Annotated in this window: 13 protein-coding genes and 1 riboswitch; of the genes, 9 read left to right on the top strand and 4 right to left on the bottom strand. The window is 63.4% G+C overall.

Annotated features, from left to right (window positions below; genetic code table 11):
- The first annotated feature begins 42 nt into the window (after positions 1 to 42).
- Positions 43 to 825 (top strand): transporter substrate-binding domain-containing protein, encoded by a 783-nt coding sequence (locus HWX34_RS15525; protein ID WP_178973083.1) that lies wholly within the window; start codon positions 43 to 45, stop codon positions 823 to 825.
- A gap of 54 nt (positions 826 to 879) precedes the next feature.
- Here HWX34_RS15525 and HWX34_RS15520 read toward each other — a convergent pair whose 3' ends face one another.
- From HWX34_RS15520 to HWX34_RS15510, 3 genes are all read right to left on the bottom strand, one after another.
- Entirely contained in the window at positions 880 to 1551 is a 672-nt protein-coding gene (locus HWX34_RS15520; RefSeq protein ID WP_178973082.1) for a DUF1028 domain-containing protein, read from the bottom strand.
- Positions 1548 to 1970 (bottom strand): RidA family protein, encoded by a 423-nt coding sequence (locus HWX34_RS15515; RefSeq protein WP_045848302.1) that lies wholly within the window; start codon positions 1968 to 1970, stop codon positions 1548 to 1550. Before HWX34_RS15515 ends, HWX34_RS15520 begins: the two co-directional genes overlap by 4 nt.
- 158 nt (positions 1971 to 2128) lie before the next feature.
- Complete coding sequence (locus HWX34_RS15510) at positions 2129 to 3424, bottom strand: NAD(P)/FAD-dependent oxidoreductase (protein ID WP_255497070.1); 1296 nt, start codon at positions 3422 to 3424, stop codon at positions 2129 to 2131.
- 457 nt (positions 3425 to 3881) lie between these two features.
- Between HWX34_RS15510 and HWX34_RS15505 the strand changes: the two genes are divergently transcribed.
- Both HWX34_RS15505 and HWX34_RS15500 read left to right on the top strand, forming a co-directional pair.
- A complete protein-coding gene (locus HWX34_RS15505; RefSeq protein ID WP_218645205.1) occupies positions 3882 to 4385 on the top strand; it encodes a molybdopterin-dependent oxidoreductase in 504 nt (167 codons plus the stop codon).
- A 21-nt stretch (positions 4386 to 4406) separates the two neighbouring features.
- A complete protein-coding gene (locus HWX34_RS15500) occupies positions 4407 to 7034 on the top strand; it encodes a response regulator (protein ID WP_178973080.1) in 2628 nt (875 codons plus the stop codon).
- A gap of 14 nt (positions 7035 to 7048) precedes the next feature.
- On the opposite strand, the gene HWX34_RS15495 is transcribed toward HWX34_RS15500, so the two are convergent.
- Positions 7049 to 8512, bottom strand: coding sequence for a cobyric acid synthase (locus HWX34_RS15495; protein ID WP_178973079.1), 1464 nt, complete (start codon positions 8510 to 8512; stop codon positions 7049 to 7051).
- A gap of 112 nt (positions 8513 to 8624) precedes the next feature.
- Here HWX34_RS15495 and cbiB point away from each other — a divergent pair, with 112 nt between their 5' ends.
- The 6 genes from cbiB (at position 8625) to HWX34_RS15465 (ending at position 18415) form a co-directional block, all read left to right on the top strand.
- Entirely contained in the window at positions 8625 to 9566 is a 942-nt protein-coding gene (gene cbiB / locus HWX34_RS15490; RefSeq protein WP_178973078.1) for an adenosylcobinamide-phosphate synthase CbiB, read from the top strand.
- Entirely contained in the window at positions 9559 to 10545 is a 987-nt protein-coding gene (cobD, locus tag HWX34_RS15485; RefSeq protein ID WP_178973077.1) for a threonine-phosphate decarboxylase CobD, read from the top strand. The genes cbiB and cobD overlap by 8 nt, the downstream gene beginning before the upstream one ends.
- A gap of 42 nt (positions 10546 to 10587) precedes the next feature.
- Positions 10588 to 10765, top strand: a riboswitch (cobalamin riboswitch).
- A gap of 103 nt (positions 10766 to 10868) precedes the next feature.
- Entirely contained in the window at positions 10869 to 11927 is a 1059-nt protein-coding gene (locus HWX34_RS15480; RefSeq protein WP_178973076.1) for a HoxN/HupN/NixA family nickel/cobalt transporter, read from the top strand.
- A 16-nt stretch (positions 11928 to 11943) separates the two neighbouring features.
- Positions 11944 to 12273 (top strand): ferredoxin, encoded by a 330-nt coding sequence (locus tag HWX34_RS15475; protein WP_178973075.1) that lies wholly within the window; start codon positions 11944 to 11946, stop codon positions 12271 to 12273.
- Positions 12270 to 16472 (top strand): cobaltochelatase subunit CobN, encoded by a 4203-nt coding sequence (locus HWX34_RS15470; protein ID WP_178973074.1) that lies wholly within the window; start codon positions 12270 to 12272, stop codon positions 16470 to 16472. The genes HWX34_RS15475 and HWX34_RS15470 overlap by 4 nt, the downstream gene beginning before the upstream one ends.
- Positions 16469 to 18415: a putative cobaltochelatase gene (locus HWX34_RS15465; RefSeq protein ID WP_178973073.1), complete on the top strand. Its 1947-nt coding sequence runs from the start codon at positions 16469 to 16471 to the stop codon at positions 18413 to 18415. Before HWX34_RS15470 ends, HWX34_RS15465 begins: the two co-directional genes overlap by 4 nt.
- Positions 18416 to 18421: the final 6 nt, after the last annotated feature.

Genomic DNA, 18421 nt, shown 5'->3' with positions numbered 1-18421 from the left:
TGAGTGACAGACTGCATGCAATCAACAAACAAAGGAAAACAGATGAAACACAGCACCCTGATGATGACTGCCACCCTGGCAGCCTGCACCCTCGCCCTGCCGGCCATGGCGGAAACCACCCTGCGTTATGGCATCGAGGCGCAATATCCGCCATTCGAATACAAATCCGCCAGCGGCGAGCTGCAAGGCATGGATGTGGAGCTGGGCCAGGCCGTCTGCGCCGAAGCCCACCTCAAATGCAGTTGGGTGGAAAATGCCTTTGACGGGCTGATTCCGGCCCTGCAGGGCAAGAAATTCGACGCCATCAACTCCGCCATGAATGCCACCGAGCAACGCCGCAAAAGCATTGCCTTCACCAGCATCATCTACCGGGTGCCCAGCATGGTGATCGCCCGTAAAGGCAGCGGCATCACCCCGACGGCAGACAAGCTGCAAGGCAAGAGCATGGGGGTGTTGCAAGGCTCGATCCAGGAAACCTATGCCCGTAGCCACTGGGAATCCGCCGGGGTGCGCGTGGTGTCCTATCAGGACCAGAACCAGGTTTATGCCGACATGGCAACAGGCCGTCTGGATGCCACGCTGGTGATGGCCCCGGCAGGTCAGAAGGGCTTCCTCACCCGTCCGGACGGCAAGGACTTCCAGTTTGTCGGTGCCGTGCATGACGACAAGATTCTGGGCAGCGGCATTGCTTTTGGTCTGCGCAAGGAGGACGTCGAACTACGCAAGAAGCTGGACGTCGCCATCGCCCGCCTGCAAGCCAGCGGCAAGGTGAAGGCACTGGCGGCCAAATTCCTGGGGGAAGGGATTGATGTATCGGTGAAATAAGACCGCGCGCCGTCTGCGCAACAAGCAAGACGGCGCCGTCTTCCATGCGGTGACTTACACCCCCGGCACGCCGTAGCCGGGGGCCTGATCCGGCGCTTCGGCGCGGGTGATGTAGTCCTGCATTTGCGGCTGATAACGCTGCCACAGCTGCTGCAACTCGGCTACCGGCTCGCCATAACTCCAGTCCACCCGCAAGTCCACCACCGGCCAGCTTTGGCTGGACACCAGCTTGAGTCCGGCAGCATGGATGGGCCCCACCTCGCCACCAGCCATCACTGCAGCCTGCATGGCCGCCAGCAGGCGGTCAGCCAGATGCCCGCTGCTGTGTTCGAAGGCCGCCACCATGCGGGCGGGCAAGTCGGCATCGGCCAGAATATTGCCACCGGCAGCGCAGTGCTCGCCCTGCGCCGTGGCAAACACGCCCAGCGCATGCTGGCCGCTGAAGGTGGCAATTTCGCCTTCTGCGGGTACCAGCAACAACTGACGCCAGGCCAGATTGCCATCCGCCAGTGCCAGCGCCTGGCACAGGGCCCGGCCACGCTCCCCTCTTGCCATCAAGGCCAGCGCCTTCGGGCCCAGCGCCGGGTTGGTGACATTCTGGCTCATCACCGCGCCCACTCCGGCTTCTACATGACAGCAGCGGCTGGCCACGGCAATGCTGGATGAGGCAGCCGCCACCCCCAGCATGCCGGTGTCCGGACACCGTGCGGCAATGGAAAAGGTCATGGCTGATAGCCTTCCGGTATCACCGCGGTGATGTCGATTTCCACCAGCCATTCAGGCCGTGCCAGTGCAGAAATCACCAGCCCGGTGGACACCGGATACACGCCCTTGAGCCAGCGTCCCACCACCTGGTACACCGCCTCGCGATAGCGGGTATCCACCAGATAGATGACGATCTTGCACACGTGGTCCAGATGGCTGCCGGATTCCTCCAGTAGCATCTTGACATTGGCCATCGCTTTCTCGGCCTGGGCGGTGACATCGCCAATACCGACCGATTCGCGGGTATCCAGGTCCTGACCGATCTGGCCGCGCAAAAACACCATATTGCCAGCCACCACGGCTTGGCACAGGTCGTTGTCCAGCTTTTGTTCCGGATAGGTATCGCGGGTGTTGAACGGACGAATGCGTTTGTGAACCATGTTTCACCTCATTGCTGTGTGTGGGGTGGCGGTCTTGCCGCCACCACAGGTTATTGACAATCCCTTCTCGCTTGCTGAAGAGAAAGCGAGGCGCCCTTCTGCGATTGGCAGGGCAAGGGCGGGGGGACTGGGAACAGATGGCAAGGCTGCGGAATCAATCAGTCAGCAGCCTGACAGACCGTTTCACGCACCGGCACGGCGCTGGTTGGCGTACTGGCGTGATAGGCCTGGTATTTGCGCTGGGTGGCAATGTGGTCGGCAATGAACTTGGCGTCATGCCATACCCCCCAGATAAAGCTGGAGCCACGCCGCGACAGCCAGGGCAGCCCCAGGAAATACACGCCCGGCTCGCTGGAAATACCACGCTGATGGCTGGGCTTTCCCTTTTCGTCAAAGGCATTCACTTGCAGCCAGCGGTAATCCACGGCAAAGCCGGTAGCCCAGATCACGGTGCTGACTCCGCTGGCAGCCAGGTCCAGCGACAGGATGGGCTGGCGCACGCAGGCCGGGTCCGGCGGCAATTGTCGCGCTTGCGGCTCTGGCGGCAGGTCCAGCCCGTTCTGCGCAATATAGGCATCGGCCGCATCCAGCAGCCCCAGATAGTTTTCGTCCCCGCGGGCTATGTTTTCCGCCAGATCCGGCTGGAACTGCATCACGCCGTTTTCGCAAGAGCGGGTCATGCCCAGCAAGGTGATGCCCTGTTCGGCCAGCCGGCGAAAATCCACGGTATGTCCGCCGCGTGCGCCGCTCACCGCAATGGTGACGTGTTCTCGTCCCGGCTTTACTTTCTGGGCATCCCACTCACCCAGCACCCCCAGCCACCAGCAGAAATCACGTTCGCGGTAGCGGCGCGGCGGCCTGTCGTGCGGGCCGACCGACAGATACACCTGGCGGCCAGCGCGCTGCAGCTCGTCAGCAATCTGCACCCCGGATGAGCCCGAACCGACCACCAGTACCGCACCAGGCGGCAATTGCTGCGGGTTACGGTATGCAGCTGAGTGCATTTGCTTGACCGGGCTGTCAGCCGGGATGAGTTGCGGAATCAGAGGCTGCTGGAAGGGGCCGGTGGCGGCCACCACACGGTTGGCCTCAATGACACCGGCCGAAGTCTCCACGGTAAAGCCCGGACGTCCGTCATTGCGCACCACCTTGAGTACTTCCACGCCGGTGCGGATGGGCGCATGGAATTTGCGGGCATAGGCGTCCAGATAGTCCGCCACCCGCTCCTTGCCGGCAAAGGCATCCGGCGCGACATCATCAAAATCCAGGCCGGGAAAACGGTCGTGCCAGGCCGGGCCGTTACATACCAGCGAATCCCAGCGTTCCGAGCGCCAGCGCTCGGCAATGCGTTGGCGCTCCAGCACCAGATGCGGCACATCCAGCTTGCTCAGGTGTTCGCTCAGGGCGATGCCGGCCTGGCCTGCACCAATTACCAGCGTATCGGTCTTTTCCATCACCATCGTCACTTCCCTTCCCTGTGAAATGCCCCCGAACACCGCAAACGAGGGTGGCTTGGGGGCCTGCCTGTTCAGGCAGTGCCGCAGTGGGCGCATTACATGGCCACGTGATGCGGCAGGCCAGGCAGCCGGTGGCAAGGCTGGGCTGCGCTGGCTGACCACTGCAGTCTAGGGAAGGCCGGTAAATACCGAAAATATGTTTATTTTTTAATCTAAATTGTTTTTTCTTATGCAAAATCCTGTCCGACACCTTGACGCAAGAAAGGCCGCACCAAACCAGACCTGAACTAAGTAATTGAAGGAAAAGGTGCTTTACCGGGCAGCGGTCCCGACATGTGATGTCCCTGGCATTAAAGATGGATTTTTCATTGGCAGCTTGTAGAATGCGTAACATCAAAGCAGCCTTTTCCCGTGATTTTTCATTAAAGCTGTTTAAACTCCAAGGAAGATGTCCATGGCAAAGACCCGCTACGTACTGATGCTGGCCGCCCTGCTGGCGCTGCAATCCACCCACGCCTTGGCGCTGGACAAGACCGCCGGTCATCCCATCGTCACCATTACCGGCCTGATCTCGGAAAAGAACAGCGGTGCGGATGCGCAATTTGATGCAGCCATGCTGGACAAGCTGCCACAGGTAAAAATGACAGTGCCCACACCGTGGTATAAAGAAGAACAGACTTTTGAAGGGCCGCTGTTCCGCGATGTGCTCAAGGCAGCGGGCAGCAAGGGCAGCAAGCTGTATGTAGTGGCGCTGAATGATTACGCTGCTGAAATTCCGCTGGCGGATCTGGAAAAATACGACGTGATCCTGGCACGCAAGGTCAATGGCAAGGTGCTGACCGTACGCGACAAGGGCCCGCTGTTCGTGATGTATCCCTTCGACAAGAAGCCGGAACTGCGCACCAAGGAAATCTATTCCCGCTGTGTGTGGCAGGTTAACCGCATCCGCGTTGAATAAATCCCGTATCGGACATCGCCTGTGACTTTGTTTTCGCGCAAGACGCCGGTTCGTAATCAGGTCTGGCTGCTGGGCATCCTGCTGGTGGCTGCCCTGCTGGTGGTTGGCATGCTGTATCAGCGCCAGCAGTCGGAAATGAAGCGCTTTGCCGAACAAGGCCAGGACAATGTGGTGTGGGTGTATTCCCAGCTGGGCATCGACTACTACCGCACACTGGGCGCGGCCAAAGTGGCCGAGGCTACCGGCAAGACCGCCGACCTGGACGAGCTGCAACTGCGCTACAACATCCTGGTGTCCCGCATCAACCTGCTGCGCGAATACCGTTTCGCCGCGCTGTTTCCCAACAGTAGCTGGTATCAGCAGCAAATCGGCGCGTTGGCCAGGCTGATTGCCCAGACTGACCAACAGCTGAATGCCGGGGATGGCTATTTCGATCGCCCCCAGGCCATCGCCTTGCTGCAACGGCTGGAGAGTGTGGCCGACAATGTGCGCGAGCTGACAGTGGGGGCCAACACCCGCCTGACCGATGCGGCAAACCTGAGCAACCAGAGCCTGCAGGACATCAACACCACGGTCGCGATTACCGCTGCGCTGCTGATGCTGGTGGCCGTGCTGATTGCCGCGCTGGCCTGGCGCAACCTCAGACACAGCGAACGGCGCCGCGAACAGGCCGAGGCGCTGAGCCGCAAGCTGGACCGGGCACTGGAACTGGCAGAAGCGGCCAATGTGGCCAAAGGGGCCTTTCTGGCCAATATGAGCCATGAAATCCGCACCCCGATGAACGGCATCATCGGCATGACCGAGCTGACCCTGGATACCGAACTGAATGCCGAACAGCGCGAGTATCTGGAAGTGGTGAAATCCTCGGCCGATGCCTTGCTCACCATCATCAACGACATTCTGGACTTCTCCAAGATTGATGCCGGCAAAATGGCGCTCGAATCGCTGCCCTTCTCGCTGCGCAGCCTGATCAGCCAGACCACCTACCCCTTCGCCCTGAAAGCAGAAGAGCGCAAGCTGGAAGTCATCTGCCAGATCGCCCCCGACCTGCCCGATCGCGTCATCAGCGACCCGTCCCGCCTGCGTCAGGTGCTGAACAATCTGCTGGGCAATGCGGTGAAGTTCACCAAGCAGGGCGAAATCGTCCTCAGCGTCACCGGCCGGCAAGAAACCGCCAACCGCTACCTGATGACATTCTCAGTGCGCGATACCGGCATTGGCATTGCGCCGGAAAAACAGCGCGTCATCTTTGATGCCTTCGCCCAGGCCGACAACAGCACCACCCGGCGCTATGGCGGCACCGGGCTGGGCCTGTCCATCACCCAGAAACTGGTGGGGCTGCTGGGGGGCGAAATCCATGTGTCCAGCGTGCCGGAGCAAGGCTCGGAATTTGTCTTCAGCATTCCGCTGGAGCTGGCAGAAGAGCAAGCTGCGGCCAGCAACCCTGCCAAGCTGGCAGGCTTGCGCGTGCTGGTTTGTGATGACAACCCCACCAACCGCAGTTGGCTGGCCGCCTTGCTGAAAAACTGGGACATGCAGGCCACGCTGGCCGAAGACGGCTTTGCTGCGCTTGCCATCGTGCAAGAACAGTCCTTCGACCTGATCCTGCTGGATGGCCACATGCCGGGCATGTCCGGCTTCGATGTGGCACGCCAGCTGCAACAACAAGGCTGCCCGGCCGACATCATCATGCTCACCTCTTCCGGCGAGCGCGGCGATGGCCGCCGCTGCCAGGAACTGGGCATTGGCGGCTACCTGACCAAGCCGGTGCCGCAGGAAGAACTGCTGGCCACCATCTGCCAGTTGCGCGGCGAACCAGGCGACAACAATGCCCGGCTGGTCACCCGCTACAGCGTGCGGGATGTCAAACAGCAGCTGCATGTGCTGCTGGTGGAAGACAACGAAGTCAACCAGAAACTGGCACTGGCCATTCTCAACCGTCGCGGCTGTACCGCCAGCGTGGCGAGCCACGGTGCCGAGGCACTGGAGCAGCTGCAAGACCACCACTTCGACCTGGTGTTGATGGACATGCAGATGCCGGTGATGGACGGCCTGGAAGCTACCCGCGCGCTACGCCAGCGGGAAGCCGCGCAGCAACTGCCACGCCTGCCGGTGATCGCCATGACCGCCAATGCCATGACCGGCGACCGGGAACGCTGCCTGGCAGCCGGTATGGATGGCTATGTCAGCAAGCCGGTGGATGCCCAGCGGCTGTTTGAAGAAATCGAACGGGTACTGAGTGGCAAGGGCAGCCTGCCCCAGCATGCGCCCCCCCAGAACGAGCTGGCTGCCGACTGCCAGCTGGACTACCAGAAAACCCTGGAAAACTGTGATGGCGACCAGGAATTCCTGCTCACTTTGCTGCAAACCTTTGTGCGTGATGCCCAGTTGCGGCTGGAAAAACTGCAGCAAGCCATCAGCCAGCAGCGCATGACCGACATCGCCATGTTCTCCCATGCCCTGCGCGGGGCGGCCCTGTCGATTGGCGCGACACCGTTTGCCGCCTTGTGTTACCGCATTGAATCCGCTGCCCAGCAGCAATCCGCAGCCGAACTGGAGCAACTTCTGCCCCAGTTGCTGGACTGCCATCAGGCCCTGCTGGTGGAAATCCACCCGCACCTGCCGCCGCAGGACGCAACGACTAGTTGATCAGGGCGGGCTGATCAGGGGAGCCAGGGCGCCAGCGGCGTCAGGTCCAGATGCTGCTGCAGCATGTCGGCCAGCCGCTCGATATGCGCCTCGCGGATGGCCGGATAGTCCAGCGGCTCTGGCTTAGCCAGACCGGCCCATGCCAGCAGGGCCGCCAGACTTTCCGGCTGATCGAACACCCCATGCAGATAGGTAGCCAGAATCTGGCCATCGGCGCTGATGGCTCCGTCACAGCGGCCATCTTCCAATCGTACTGCAGGCTGCGCCAGTGCCGCACCAGTGCTCACCCCCATGTGGATTTCATAGCCGCTCACCGCCGCCGCACCCAGCGTCAGCTGGCCGTTCACCCGCGTCAGCTGCTTGTGCGTGGCCAGTGTGGTTTCCATCTCCAGCCAGCCCAGGCCCGCACTGCTGCCCGCCTCGCCTTCCAGTCCCAGCGGGTCGTGCAGCTGCTGGCCCAGCATCTGCAGGCCGCCACAAATGCCGATCAGCTTGCCGCCATAACGCAGGTGACGGGCAATGGCAGCCTCCCAGCCGGCAGTGCGCAGCGTGGCCAGATCGGCCCGCACGCTCTTGCTGCCAGGCAGGATGATGAGGTCAGCCGGCGGCAAGGGCTGGCCGGGTTTGACCAGCAGCAGCTCCACCTGTGGATGCAGGCGCAGCGGGTCGAAATCGGTATGGTTGCTGATGCGCGGCAGCACCGGCACCACCACGCGCAGCGTTTGCTGCGGGGCATGTTCGCCTTGCGGACGGTTCAGCGCCAGGCTGTCTTCCGCCTCGATATGCAGGCCATTGAGATAAGGCAGCACGCCCAGCACCGGCTTGCCGGTACGCTGTTCCACCCATTCCACGCCGGACTGCAATAACGCCGGGTCGCCACGGAAGCGGTTGATCACCAACCCCACCACCCGCGCGCGTTCGCTGTCGGACAGCAATTCGAGCGTACCCACCAGATGGGCGAACACGCCGCCGCGCTCGATATCCGCCACCAGCACCACCGGGCAGTCCACTGCCTCGGCAAAGCCCATATTGGCGATATCCCCCTCACGCAGATTGATTTCCGCCGGGCTGCCCGCGCCTTCCACCACAATGCACTGGTACTGCGCCGCCAGCCGCGCGTGCGACTGCAACACCGCCTGCATCGCCACCGGTTTGTAGGCGTGGTAAGACACCGCGTCCATATTGCCCACCGCCCGCCCCTGGATGATGAGCTGGGAGCCGGTATTGCTATTGGGCTTGAGCAGCACCGGGTTCATGTCGGTATGCGGCTCCACCCCGCAGGCCAGCGCCTGCACCGCTTGCGAGCGGCCAATCTCGCCGCCATCCACCGTCACCGCACTGTTGAGCGCCATGTTCTGCGGCTTGAACGGGGCCACGCGTAGCCCGCGCCGCGCCAGCAAACGGCAGAAGCCGGTGGCGAAAGTGCTCTTGCCGGCATCCGAAGTGGTGCCCTGGATCATGATGGTTTTGGCAGACATGCTGTTCTCCGGCGCGCATTTTTTCGGGAAGCCCCCTAGAATGTCGCTCTTCAATGCGTGGGCAGCCGGATAGGCCGCTGCCCTGAAGCCGGCGATTATATAGGCGAGTGACGTGATTTCAGCTGTTTTTCTGTTTTTGGCCGTGGTGCTGGACCGCCTGCTGGGCGAGGCGCGACGCTGGCATCCGCTGGTGGGTTATGGCTATCTGGTGCGCAAGGTGGAGCATGCTCTTTACCCGGCCAGCGCCCAAACGGAGCCGGTATGGCGCATGCGTTTGCGTGGCGTGCTGGGCATCAGCCTGTTGTTGCTGCCGCTGACCGGCCTTGCCTGCTGGCTCTCGCGCCTGCCCTGGCTGGGGCAACTGGCCTCGGTCTTGTTGCTGTACCTCGCCATTGGCGCACAAAGCCTGCGCGAACATGCGCAAGCGGTGCTGGATGCGCTGCGCGGCGGCGACCTGCCGCTGGCCCGCTACAAGGTGTCGATGATCGTCAGCCGCAATACCAGCGAACTGGACGAAACCGCCGTTGCGCGCGCCACCATCGAATCGGTGCTGGAAAACGGCAGCGATGCCATCTTTGCCGCCGTGTTCTGGTTTTTGCTGCTGGGCGCACCGGGCGTAGTGCTGTACCGCGCTGCCAATACCCTGGACGCCATGTGGGGCTACCGCAACGAACGCTTTTTGCATTTCGGCTGGGCCGCCGCTCGCTTTGACGATGTGCTCAACCTGATTCCCGCCCGCCTCACCGCGCTGACGTACATCCTGCTGGGCCACACCCGTCAGGGCTGGCAATGCTGGCGCGCCCAGGCCCCCACCTGGTACAGCCCCAATGCCGGACCGGTGATGGCCGCCGGTGCCGGTGCGCTGGGTGTGCTGCTGGGCGGTGCCGCCAGCTATCACGGCAAGCTGAAACAGCGCCCCACCCTGGGCCTGCAACGCCCGCCAGTGTCCGAGGACATCGCCCGCGCCATCGCGCTGGTACAACGCAGCTTGTGGCTGTGGGTGGCACTGGCCTTGCTGGCTGGCTTGCTCAACTGGAGTCTTACTCATGCTTGAACACGGTGGTGGCATCCTGCGTGCCGCAGCGCAATACGGCATTGCCGTACCGGACTGGCTGGACCTGTCCACCGGCCTGAACCCGCAAGGCTGGCCGGTGCCGCCCACCAGCCCGCGCAGCTGGCAGCGCCTGCCAGAGCAGGACGACGGTCTGGAACAAGCCGCGGCGGATTACTACGGCAGCCCGCTGTTGCTGCCGGTGGCCGGTTCCCAGCCTGCCATCCAGCTGCTGCCCACGCTACGCCCGCCCTGTCGGGTGGGCATGCTGCCCTTGTGTTATGCCGAACACCCCTGGCACTGGGAGCAGCACGGCCACACGCTCAGCCGTCATGCGGCCGACGACATCGACACGGCGCTGGATGAACTGGACGTACTGCTGCTATGCCACCCCAACAACCCCACCGGCATCACTTTTTCCCGCGAGCAGTTGCAAGACTGGCGCGCCCGGCTGGCCAGTCGCGGCGGCTGGCTGGTTCTGGACGAAGCCTTCATGGACGCCACGCCGGAACACAGCCTGCTGGCTGATATCGGCCTGCCGGGGCTGATCATTCTGCGCTCGGTAGGCAAGTTCTTTGGCCTGGCTGGCGCGCGGGTGGGCTTTGTGTTTGCCTGGCCCGCCCTGCTGCAACAGCTGGCCGAAGCCATTGGCCCGTGGAGCATCAACGGCCCGGCGCGTGAAGTGGTGAAACTGGCTTTGCAGGATAAAAGCTGGCAACAGGCCATGCGCAGGCGACTGGCCGCCGACAGCCAGCGTTTACAGCAGCTACTGCAAGACCACGGCCTGACTCCGGCAGGAGGCAGCCATCTGTTCCAGTGGCTGCAAGGGGCGTACTGCCCGGCCTTGTTCGACTTTCTGGCGCGCAAAGGCATTCTGGTACGCCAGTTTGCCGACGGCCCCAGCCTGCGCCTTGGCCTGCCGCCCGACGAAACAGGCTGGCAGCGGCTGGAAACCGCACTTGGTCAATGGGAAAAGCCTTGAAAATCAGTCGGCAGAATTCCCATTTATCTGCTTGTCACGTATCATGCCCGCTTCCATGACGGTGCCCGACCAGGGTGAAACGGGAATGCGGTGAGACACCGCAGCTGCCCCCGCAACTGTAAGCGACGAGTCCGCATCACATGCCACCGGCCCATCCGGGAAGGCGATGCCGGGTAAAGAAGCGCGAGCCAGGAGACCGGCCGTCATACGTGTCGACGCAGGCTGAATCCGGGCGGGGTGTACCGGGGGATTGCACGATGCCGCCCACTGCAGGCGGACAGTGCCCTCGCTTGCGGCGACGTATCGTCTCCGAGGGCATCATCATGCAAGCAGACCTGCGTTCGTCTTTATCTTCCAGCGGCAAGCGCCGCTCCCGTCATTTACTGGTGTTGCTGCCGCTATTGGCAGCCAACCTGCTGGTATGGGCCTGGGCACTCACCGCCTTTGCCGACCACCCGGCCCAGCTGGGCACTGCTCTGCTGGCCTACCTGCTGGGCCTGCGCCATGCAGTGGATGCCGACCACATCGCCGCCATCGACAATACCGTGCGCAAGCTGATGCAGGAAAACCAGCAACCACTGTGCGTGGGCTTTTTCTTTTCCATCGGTCATTCCCTGCTGGTGATTGCCGCCGTGGCTGCGGTGGTGTTTGCCACCCGCGCGCTGCAAGACCAGATCAACGGCTTTCGTGAAATCGGCGGTGCCATCAGCACCGGCATTTCCGCCTTTTTCCTGCTGGCACTGGCCGCAATGAACCTGTCCGCGCTGCGCGGCATCTGGCACAGCTTCCGCCGCGCTCGCGCGGGTGAAGCGGTGTGTGATGAACAGCTCAACATCCTCCTTGGCAACCGTGGCATGTTGTCGCGCCTGCTCCGCCCCTTGTTCCGCATGGTGAGCAAAAGCTGGCACATGCTGCCCATCGGCCTGCTGTTTGGCCTGGGTTTTGATACCGCCACCGAAATCGGCCTGTTTGCCATTGCCTCCTCGCAAAGCGCGGACGGTATTCCTTTGTGGAACATCATGGTGTTCCCGGTGCTGTTTGCCGCCGGCATGGCATTGGTGGACACACTGGACAGCATGCTGATGGTGGAAGTGTACGGCTGGGCCTTCATCAACCCCATTCGCAAGCTGTGGTACAACCTCACCATCACGCTGGTATCGGTGCTGGTGGCGGTGTGCATAGGCGGGCTGGAAACCCTGGGCCTGGTTGCCGACAAGCTGAAGCTCAGCGGCGGCGCCTGGGATGTGGTGGCCATGCTCAACGACAACCTGGCGCATTTTGGCTACTTTGTGGTGGCCTTGTTCGCCCTCACCTGGGCGCTATCCGCCGCCATTTACAAGTGGAAACGCTTTGACACCCTGCCCGGCCAGCAGGCCGGCTGATTGCCACGAGAACCGCATGCGATTGCATTACAAACACGTGCTGATGTGTACCGGCCCGCGCTGTACCGAAAACGGCCAGCAGGCCGAAGCCATGTTCAAGCAACTGGGCCAGGCCATTGACGCCTGCGACGGCCTCAAGGTGAAACGCACGCGTAGCCATTGTTTTGCCGTGTGCAAGGAAGGCCCCATCATGGTGGTTTACCCGGAGGGCGTGTGGTATCGCAAGGTGGATGCCAGCGCGGTACAGCGCATCGTCAGCGAGCACTTGCACGGCGGCGTACCGGTGGAACCCCTGATCTTCCATCGCCTGGGCGCGGGCGATGTCAACACGGAAAGCGCGCAATGACGCATGACAATAACGGCGGCATCGTGCTGCTCAGCCATGCCGGTACCGACCTCACCGCGCTGGGCCGTGTGCATTGGCCGCAGGATTTCAGCCCGGTGTCGGGCATTGCCCTGCAACACATCGCCGATGAAAACCACATGCAGCAACTGCTGGACGGCCCGCTGGCCAGCGCCCGCATCCTGCTGCTGCGCGTGCTGGGCCGGGTGCAGGCCATTCCCGCTTTCGATAGCTTGCGCCAACAGGCGCTGGCACGGCGTCAGGCCTTGATCATCCTCAGTGGCACCGGCGAGCCAGACCCGGAACTGGCAGCCCTCAGCACCGTCCCCCCCGCCATTCAGCAAGATGCCAATGCCTATCTGCAAGCCGGTGGCAGCAGCAATATGGCGCAGCTGATGCGCTATCTGTCCGACCGCCTGCTGCTGACCGGCCACGGCTATACACCGCCAGCCGCACTGCCGGAACACGGCCTGTATCACCCGGAACTGTCGGACGGATGCGACCTGGATGACTGGTGCGCCATCCGTCAGCCCGGCTGGCACACGGTGGCCATCAGCTTTTACCGCGCCCACTGGCTGAGCGGCAACACCCGCTTTATCGACCTGCTGGTGGACATGCTGGCCGAACGGCAAATCAACGCGCTACCGCTGTTTACCTCCTCGCTGCGCAGCCAGGACGACAGCGGCCTGCCCGCCGCGCTGCAATTGCTGCGCGACCCACGTGCCGGTCAGCCCTGCGTGCTGATCAACACCACATCCTTTGCCATGGGCGAAGTCAATGCCGAGGGGGCCACCCAGGCCAGCTGGGCAGTGGAAGCCTTCGAACAGCTGGACATCCCGGTGCTGCAAGCCATCACCAGCAGCATGACCCAGGCGCAGTGGGAAGCATCCGAACGCGGACTGAACCCGCTGGACACCGCCATGAATGTGGCGCTGCCGGAATTCGACGGCCGCATCATCGGCGTACCGGTGTCGTTCAAACCGGCAGACCCGGCCAGCAGCGACTACCAGCCACTGCCAGACCGCATGCGCCGTCTGGCTGGCATTGCCGCCAGGCTGGCGCGGCTGAAGCACACCCCGGCGGCGGAGAAACGCATCGCCTTTATCTTTACCAACTCCAACAGCAAGGCCTCGCAAGTGGGCAATGCGGTGGGGCTGGATTCCGCCGCCTCGCTGTATGCGCTGCTGCAAGCCATGCAGGCCAATGGCTACCGGATGGGCCCGCTGCCGGATAGCAGCGACGCACTGATGCACAGCCTGATCGACCGTGGCTGTTACGACACCGACTACCTGAGCGCCGACCAACTGCGCCAGGCCGTGGCCCGCGTGCCGCTGGCGCGCTACCAGACATGGTTTGCCCAGCTGCCGACTCCACTACAACAACGCATGCTGGAGCGCTGGGGCGCTGCACCCGGTACAGCATATGTGGATGGCGACCAGCTGGTATTCGCCGGTATGGAAGTGGGCAATGCCTTTGTCGCGCTGCAACCACCGCGTGGCTATGGCATGGACCCGGACGCCATCTACCATACGCCGGACCTGCCGCCCACCCATCACTACTACGCGCTGTACTGCTGGCTGCGCGACGAATGGCAGGCCGACGCCATCGTCCACGTCGGCAAGCACGGCACGCTGGAATGGCTGCCGGGCAAGGGCGTGGGGGTGTCGGAACACTGCTTCCCCGACGCGCTGCTGGGCGACATGCCCATGTTTTACCCCTTTATCCTGAACGATCCGGGTGAAGGCTCGCAGGCCAAGCGCCGCGCCCATTCGGTGATCATCGACCACCTGACCCCGCCAATGACCACCGCCGACACCTACGGCCCGCTGGCCCAGCTCACCCAGCTGGTAGACGAGTACTACCAAGTGGAAATGCTGGACCCGAACAAGCTGCCACTGTTGCAGCAACAAATCTGGGACCTGATCAAGGAAGCCAAGCTGGATAGTGACCTGGCCGCCATGCTGGGGCACGACCATCATCACCATGATGAGCATGAACACGGTCATCACCATCACCAACATGCGGCGCATGATCACCATGACCACCATCACCATGACCATGTCCACCCGCATGCGCCCAAGGCAGCGCAAGCGGGCTACCGCCTGCGCCAGCCGGCCAAGACAGAAAAAGCAGCCCCCGCCAAGGCAGCCGGCATGCAGTTCCGCCCGGTGGCCAAGGGCGCAGCGCACAACCATGGCGCGCATGACCACCATCATCACGACCATGCACATCATCACCATGGGCATGGCCACGATCACCATCATCATGATCATGCACACGGCCATCACCACCACGACCATGACGGTCATGCACACGATCACGGCCACGACCATGCCCACGAATGGGATGACACGCTGAATGCCGACGGCGTGCCGCTGACGCTGGCCAAGATGGAGGGCGTGGACGTGGCCCACCTGATCGAGGACATCGACGGCTATCTGTGCGAACTGGGCGCGGCGCAAATCCGCGACGGCCTGCACATCCTGGGCCAGGCCCCGCAAGGCGAGGCGCTGGTGGACATGTTGTGTGCCCTCACCCGCCTGCCCAATCTGGCCGTACCCAGCCTGCCCGCCAGCGTGGCACAAGCCCTGGGAGTGGACTGGCAGGCATTGCAGGATGACAAGGGCCGTCGGCTGGAAAACGTGCCCGCACCGCTGGAAATGAGCAGCCCGCAGTTGCTGCACACCCGCAGCGACGCCATCGACCACATCAATCAGCTGGCCCGCCAGCTGGTGGCCCGCTTGCTGGCCCCGGTCAGCTCGCCGCTGCCCGCCATCATTGCCGCCGTCCTGCCGCAGGCCGTTGACAGCCAGGCTCTGCAACAGGTGCTGGCCTATATCCAGCAGGCACTGCTGCCCAATCTGGCGCGCACTCACGAGGAAATCGACAACCTGCTGCGTGGTCTGGCCGGTGGCTATGTGCCGGCAGGCCCCAGCGGCGCGCCCACCCGTGGCATGGCGCACATCCTGCCCACCGGGCGCAATTTCTACTCGGTAGACCCGCGCGGCCTGCCCTCGCAAGCCGCCTGGCAGGTAGGCAGCCAGCTGGCCAATGAAATGCTGGCGCGCCATCGCAAGGAAACCGGCAGCTATCCGGAATCGGTCAGCATCAGCGTATGGGGCACCAGCGCCATGCGCACCCATGGTGACGATATTGCCGAAATCCTGGCGCTACTGGGCGTGCGTCCGCGCTGGCAGGCGGAAAGCCGCCGCGTGGCGGGCATCGAGGTGATTCCGCTCTCCAAGCTGGGCCGCCCGCGCATCGACGTCACGGTACGCATCAGCGGCTTTTTCCGCGATGCTTTCCCGCAACTGATTGCGCTGGTGGACGACGCGGTGCAGGCGGTGGCCATGCTGGACGAAGACCCGGCAGACAATTACCTGCGCAAACACTATCTGGACGACATGCGCCAGCAGTTGCTGCAAGCCTTGCCGGACAACACCGCCGAACCGGCGTTGCTGCGCATCTTCGGTGCCAAGCCCGGCAGCTACGGTGCGGGTATCTTGCCCTTGATCAACGAGCAGAACTGGCAGACCGACGCCGACTTCGCCACCGCTTACCTTAACTGGGGCGGCTATGCCTATGGACGCGACGTACAGGGGGCTGATGCGCGCGACGCGCTGCGCCATCGCCTGTCCGGCGTGGAGGTGGCACTGCACAATCAGGACAATCGCGAGCACGACATCTTCGACAGCGACGACTACCTGCAATACCACGGCGGCATGATTGCCACCATCCGCAGCCTGACCGGCCGCCAGCCGCGCGCCTTCTTTGGCGACAGCCATAATCCGGACCAGCCGCAAGTGCGCGGACTGAAGGAAGAAGTGCTGCGGGTGTTCCGCTCGCGCGTGGCCAACCCCAAGTGGATTGCCAGCATCCAGCAGCACGGCTACAAGGGCGGGCTGGAACTGACCGCCACCGTGGACTACCTGTTCGGTTACGATGCCACCGCCCATGTGGTGGACGACTGGGTCTACGAGGAACTGGCCGCCCGCTACGCGCTGGACCCGGCCATGCAGCAGTTTTTTGCCGACAGCAACCCGTGGGCGCTCAATGCCATCAGCGAACGCCTGCTGGAAGCCGCCCAGCGCCAGCTGTGGCAACAGCCCAAGCCAGAGACGCTGGCCGCGCTGCAACAACTGCATCTGAATAGCGAAGCCATGCTGGAAGCACGTGGCGAACATCCGCAAGGCCGCACATGAAACAGATTTATCCGTTTTCCGCCATCGTCGGTCAGGAGCAACTGAAACAGGCACTGCTGCTGTGCGCAGTGGACCCGTCATTGGGCGGCGTGCTGATCCGTGGTGACAAGGGCAGCGCCAAGAGCACCGCCGCACGCGGGCTGGCGGCCATTCTGCCGCCCATCCGCCGCGTGCCCGGCTGCGCCTTCAACTGCGACCCGGCCTCCCCCTTGCCCGAATGCAGCTGCTGTCAGGGCGAACACGCGGTGGCGGAAGATGCCGCCGTGCCCTTCGTCAACCTGCCGCTGGGGGCCAGCGAAGACCGCGTGCTGGGCAGCCTGGACTTTGAACAGGCGCTCAAGCAAGCCCGCCAGGCCTTCAAGCCCGGCCTGCTGGCGAATGCCCACCGTGGCCTGCTGTACATCGACGAAGTGAACCTGCTGGCCGACCATCTGGTGGACGTGCTGCTGGATGTGGCCGCCATGGGCGTCAACACCGTGCAGCGTGAAGGCTTGTCTATCAGCCACCCGGCCCGCATCACCTTGCTGGGCACCATGAACCAGGAAGAAGGCGAACTGCGCCCGCAACTGCTGGACCGCTTCGGCCTGATGGTGGACGTAGCCGCCCCGCGCGATGCCGCCATCCGCAGCGAGGTGGTACGCCGCCGCCTGGCTTTCGAAGCCGACCCGCAAGGCTTTGCCGCCCGCTGGCAGGCCGAAGGCAGCGCGCTGCAAGAACAGATTCGTCAGGCCCAGGCCATGCTGGCCAGCGTCACGGTAAGCGATCATCTGTTCGACTTCATCAGCCAGCTGTGCTGCGAATTTGAAGTAGCCAGCCTGCGCGCCGACATCGTGCTGCACAAGGCGGCACGGGCACTGGCCGCGCTGGATGCACGGACGCAAGTCAGCGCCGAAGACATCCGCACGGCCGCCATGCTGGTACTGCCGCACCGCCGCCGCCGCAAGCCTTTCGAGCAAAGCGGGCTGGATCAGGACAAGCTGGATGAGCTGACCCAGCAAGCGCAAAATCCGCCGCCGCCCGCCAGCGCAACAGATGACACCGCCACCACAGAACAACAGCCGGGCGAGCCGCAAGCTCCCCCCACAGAAGACAGCAAGGACGAGCCATCACAGCCGGACAATGGCGGCGAACAAGTTTTCGCCGCCCGTGCGCCGCAGGACATCGGCACCATCCGCCTGACCAGCCACAGCAGCGACAGCGAGGCCAGCGGCCGCCGCAGCACGGTGCTGAATGCCCGCCGTGGCCACAGCGTGCGCGCCGTGCCCAATGCCCAGCCGCAGGCGCTGGCACTGGACGCCACCCTGCGCCATGCCATCCAGCGCAATCCGGCCGACTTTGCCGTCACCCGCGCCGACTTGCACGACAAGGTGCGTACAGCAAAACAGGGCAATCTGATTGTGCTGGTGGTGGACGCCTCCGGCTCCATGGCCGCCCAGCAGCGCATGGAACAGGTAAAGGGCACGGTGCTCAGCCTGCTGCAGGACGCCTACCAGCGCCGCGACCAGATTGCCGTCATCGCCTTCCGTGGCCGTCAGGCCGAGCTGGTGCTGCCGCCCACCCGTCAGGTGGAACAGGCCGAACAGGCGCTGCACGCGCTGCCCACCGGCGGCCGCACCCCGCTGCCGCATGCGCTGCAACTGGCCGCCAGCACGCTGGGCCGTCAGGGCGCGCAGGGCTTGTCGCCGCTGCTGGTGGTGCTGAGCGACGGCCGAGCCAATGTGGCACTGGGCGAAGACCATGCCGACCCATGGCAGCAAAGCCTGCAACTGGCAGAGGGATTGGCCGATGCCGCCATCCCGGCGCTGGTACTGGATACCGAACAAGCGTATGTGAAGCTGGGCCGCGCCCGCGAGCTGGCCCAGGCCATGCGGGCGGAATACCTGCCGTGCGAGCAGCTGTCCAGCGAACAACTCACCATCACGATTCAGGCGCGACTGGGCTGATGCCGT

Origin of the sequence: Aquitalea sp. LB_tupeE (assembly GCF_013391415.1) — a bacterium.
Classification (GTDB): Bacteria; Pseudomonadota; Gammaproteobacteria; order Burkholderiales; family Chromobacteriaceae; genus Aquitalea.
The sequence above is the reverse complement of the archived record's forward strand: the minus strand, read 5'-3'. Positions and strand labels throughout refer to the sequence as shown.

What these genes read in the sequence shown, in the direction of transcription:
- HWX34_RS15525 (WP_178973083.1), top strand. Translation starts at nt 43, where the DNA reads ATGAAACACAGCACCCTGATGATGACTGCCACCCTGGCAGCCTGCACC.
- HWX34_RS15520 (WP_178973082.1), bottom strand. Translation starts at nt 1,551, where the DNA reads ATGACCTTTTCCATTGCCGCACGGTGTCCGGACACCGGCATGCTGGGG.
- HWX34_RS15515 (WP_045848302.1), bottom strand. Translation starts at nt 1,970, where the DNA reads ATGGTTCACAAACGCATTCGTCCGTTCAACACCCGCGATACCTATCCG.
- HWX34_RS15510 (WP_255497070.1), bottom strand. Translation starts at nt 3,424, where the DNA reads ATGGAAAAGACCGATACGCTGGTAATTGGTGCAGGCCAGGCCGGCATC.
- HWX34_RS15505 (WP_218645205.1), top strand. Translation starts at nt 3,882, where the DNA reads ATGGCAAAGACCCGCTACGTACTGATGCTGGCCGCCCTGCTGGCGCTG.
- HWX34_RS15495 (WP_178973079.1), bottom strand. Translation starts at nt 8,512, where the DNA reads ATGTCTGCCAAAACCATCATGATCCAGGGCACCACTTCGGATGCCGGC.
- cobD (WP_178973077.1), top strand. Translation starts at nt 9,559, where the DNA reads ATGCTTGAACACGGTGGTGGCATCCTGCGTGCCGCAGCGCAATACGGC.
- HWX34_RS15480 (WP_178973076.1), top strand. Translation starts at nt 10,869, where the DNA reads ATGCAAGCAGACCTGCGTTCGTCTTTATCTTCCAGCGGCAAGCGCCGC.
- HWX34_RS15475 (WP_178973075.1), top strand. Translation starts at nt 11,944, where the DNA reads ATGCGATTGCATTACAAACACGTGCTGATGTGTACCGGCCCGCGCTGT.
- HWX34_RS15470 (WP_178973074.1), top strand. Translation starts at nt 12,270, where the DNA reads ATGACGCATGACAATAACGGCGGCATCGTGCTGCTCAGCCATGCCGGT.
- HWX34_RS15465 (WP_178973073.1), top strand. Translation starts at nt 16,469, where the DNA reads ATGAAACAGATTTATCCGTTTTCCGCCATCGTCGGTCAGGAGCAACTG.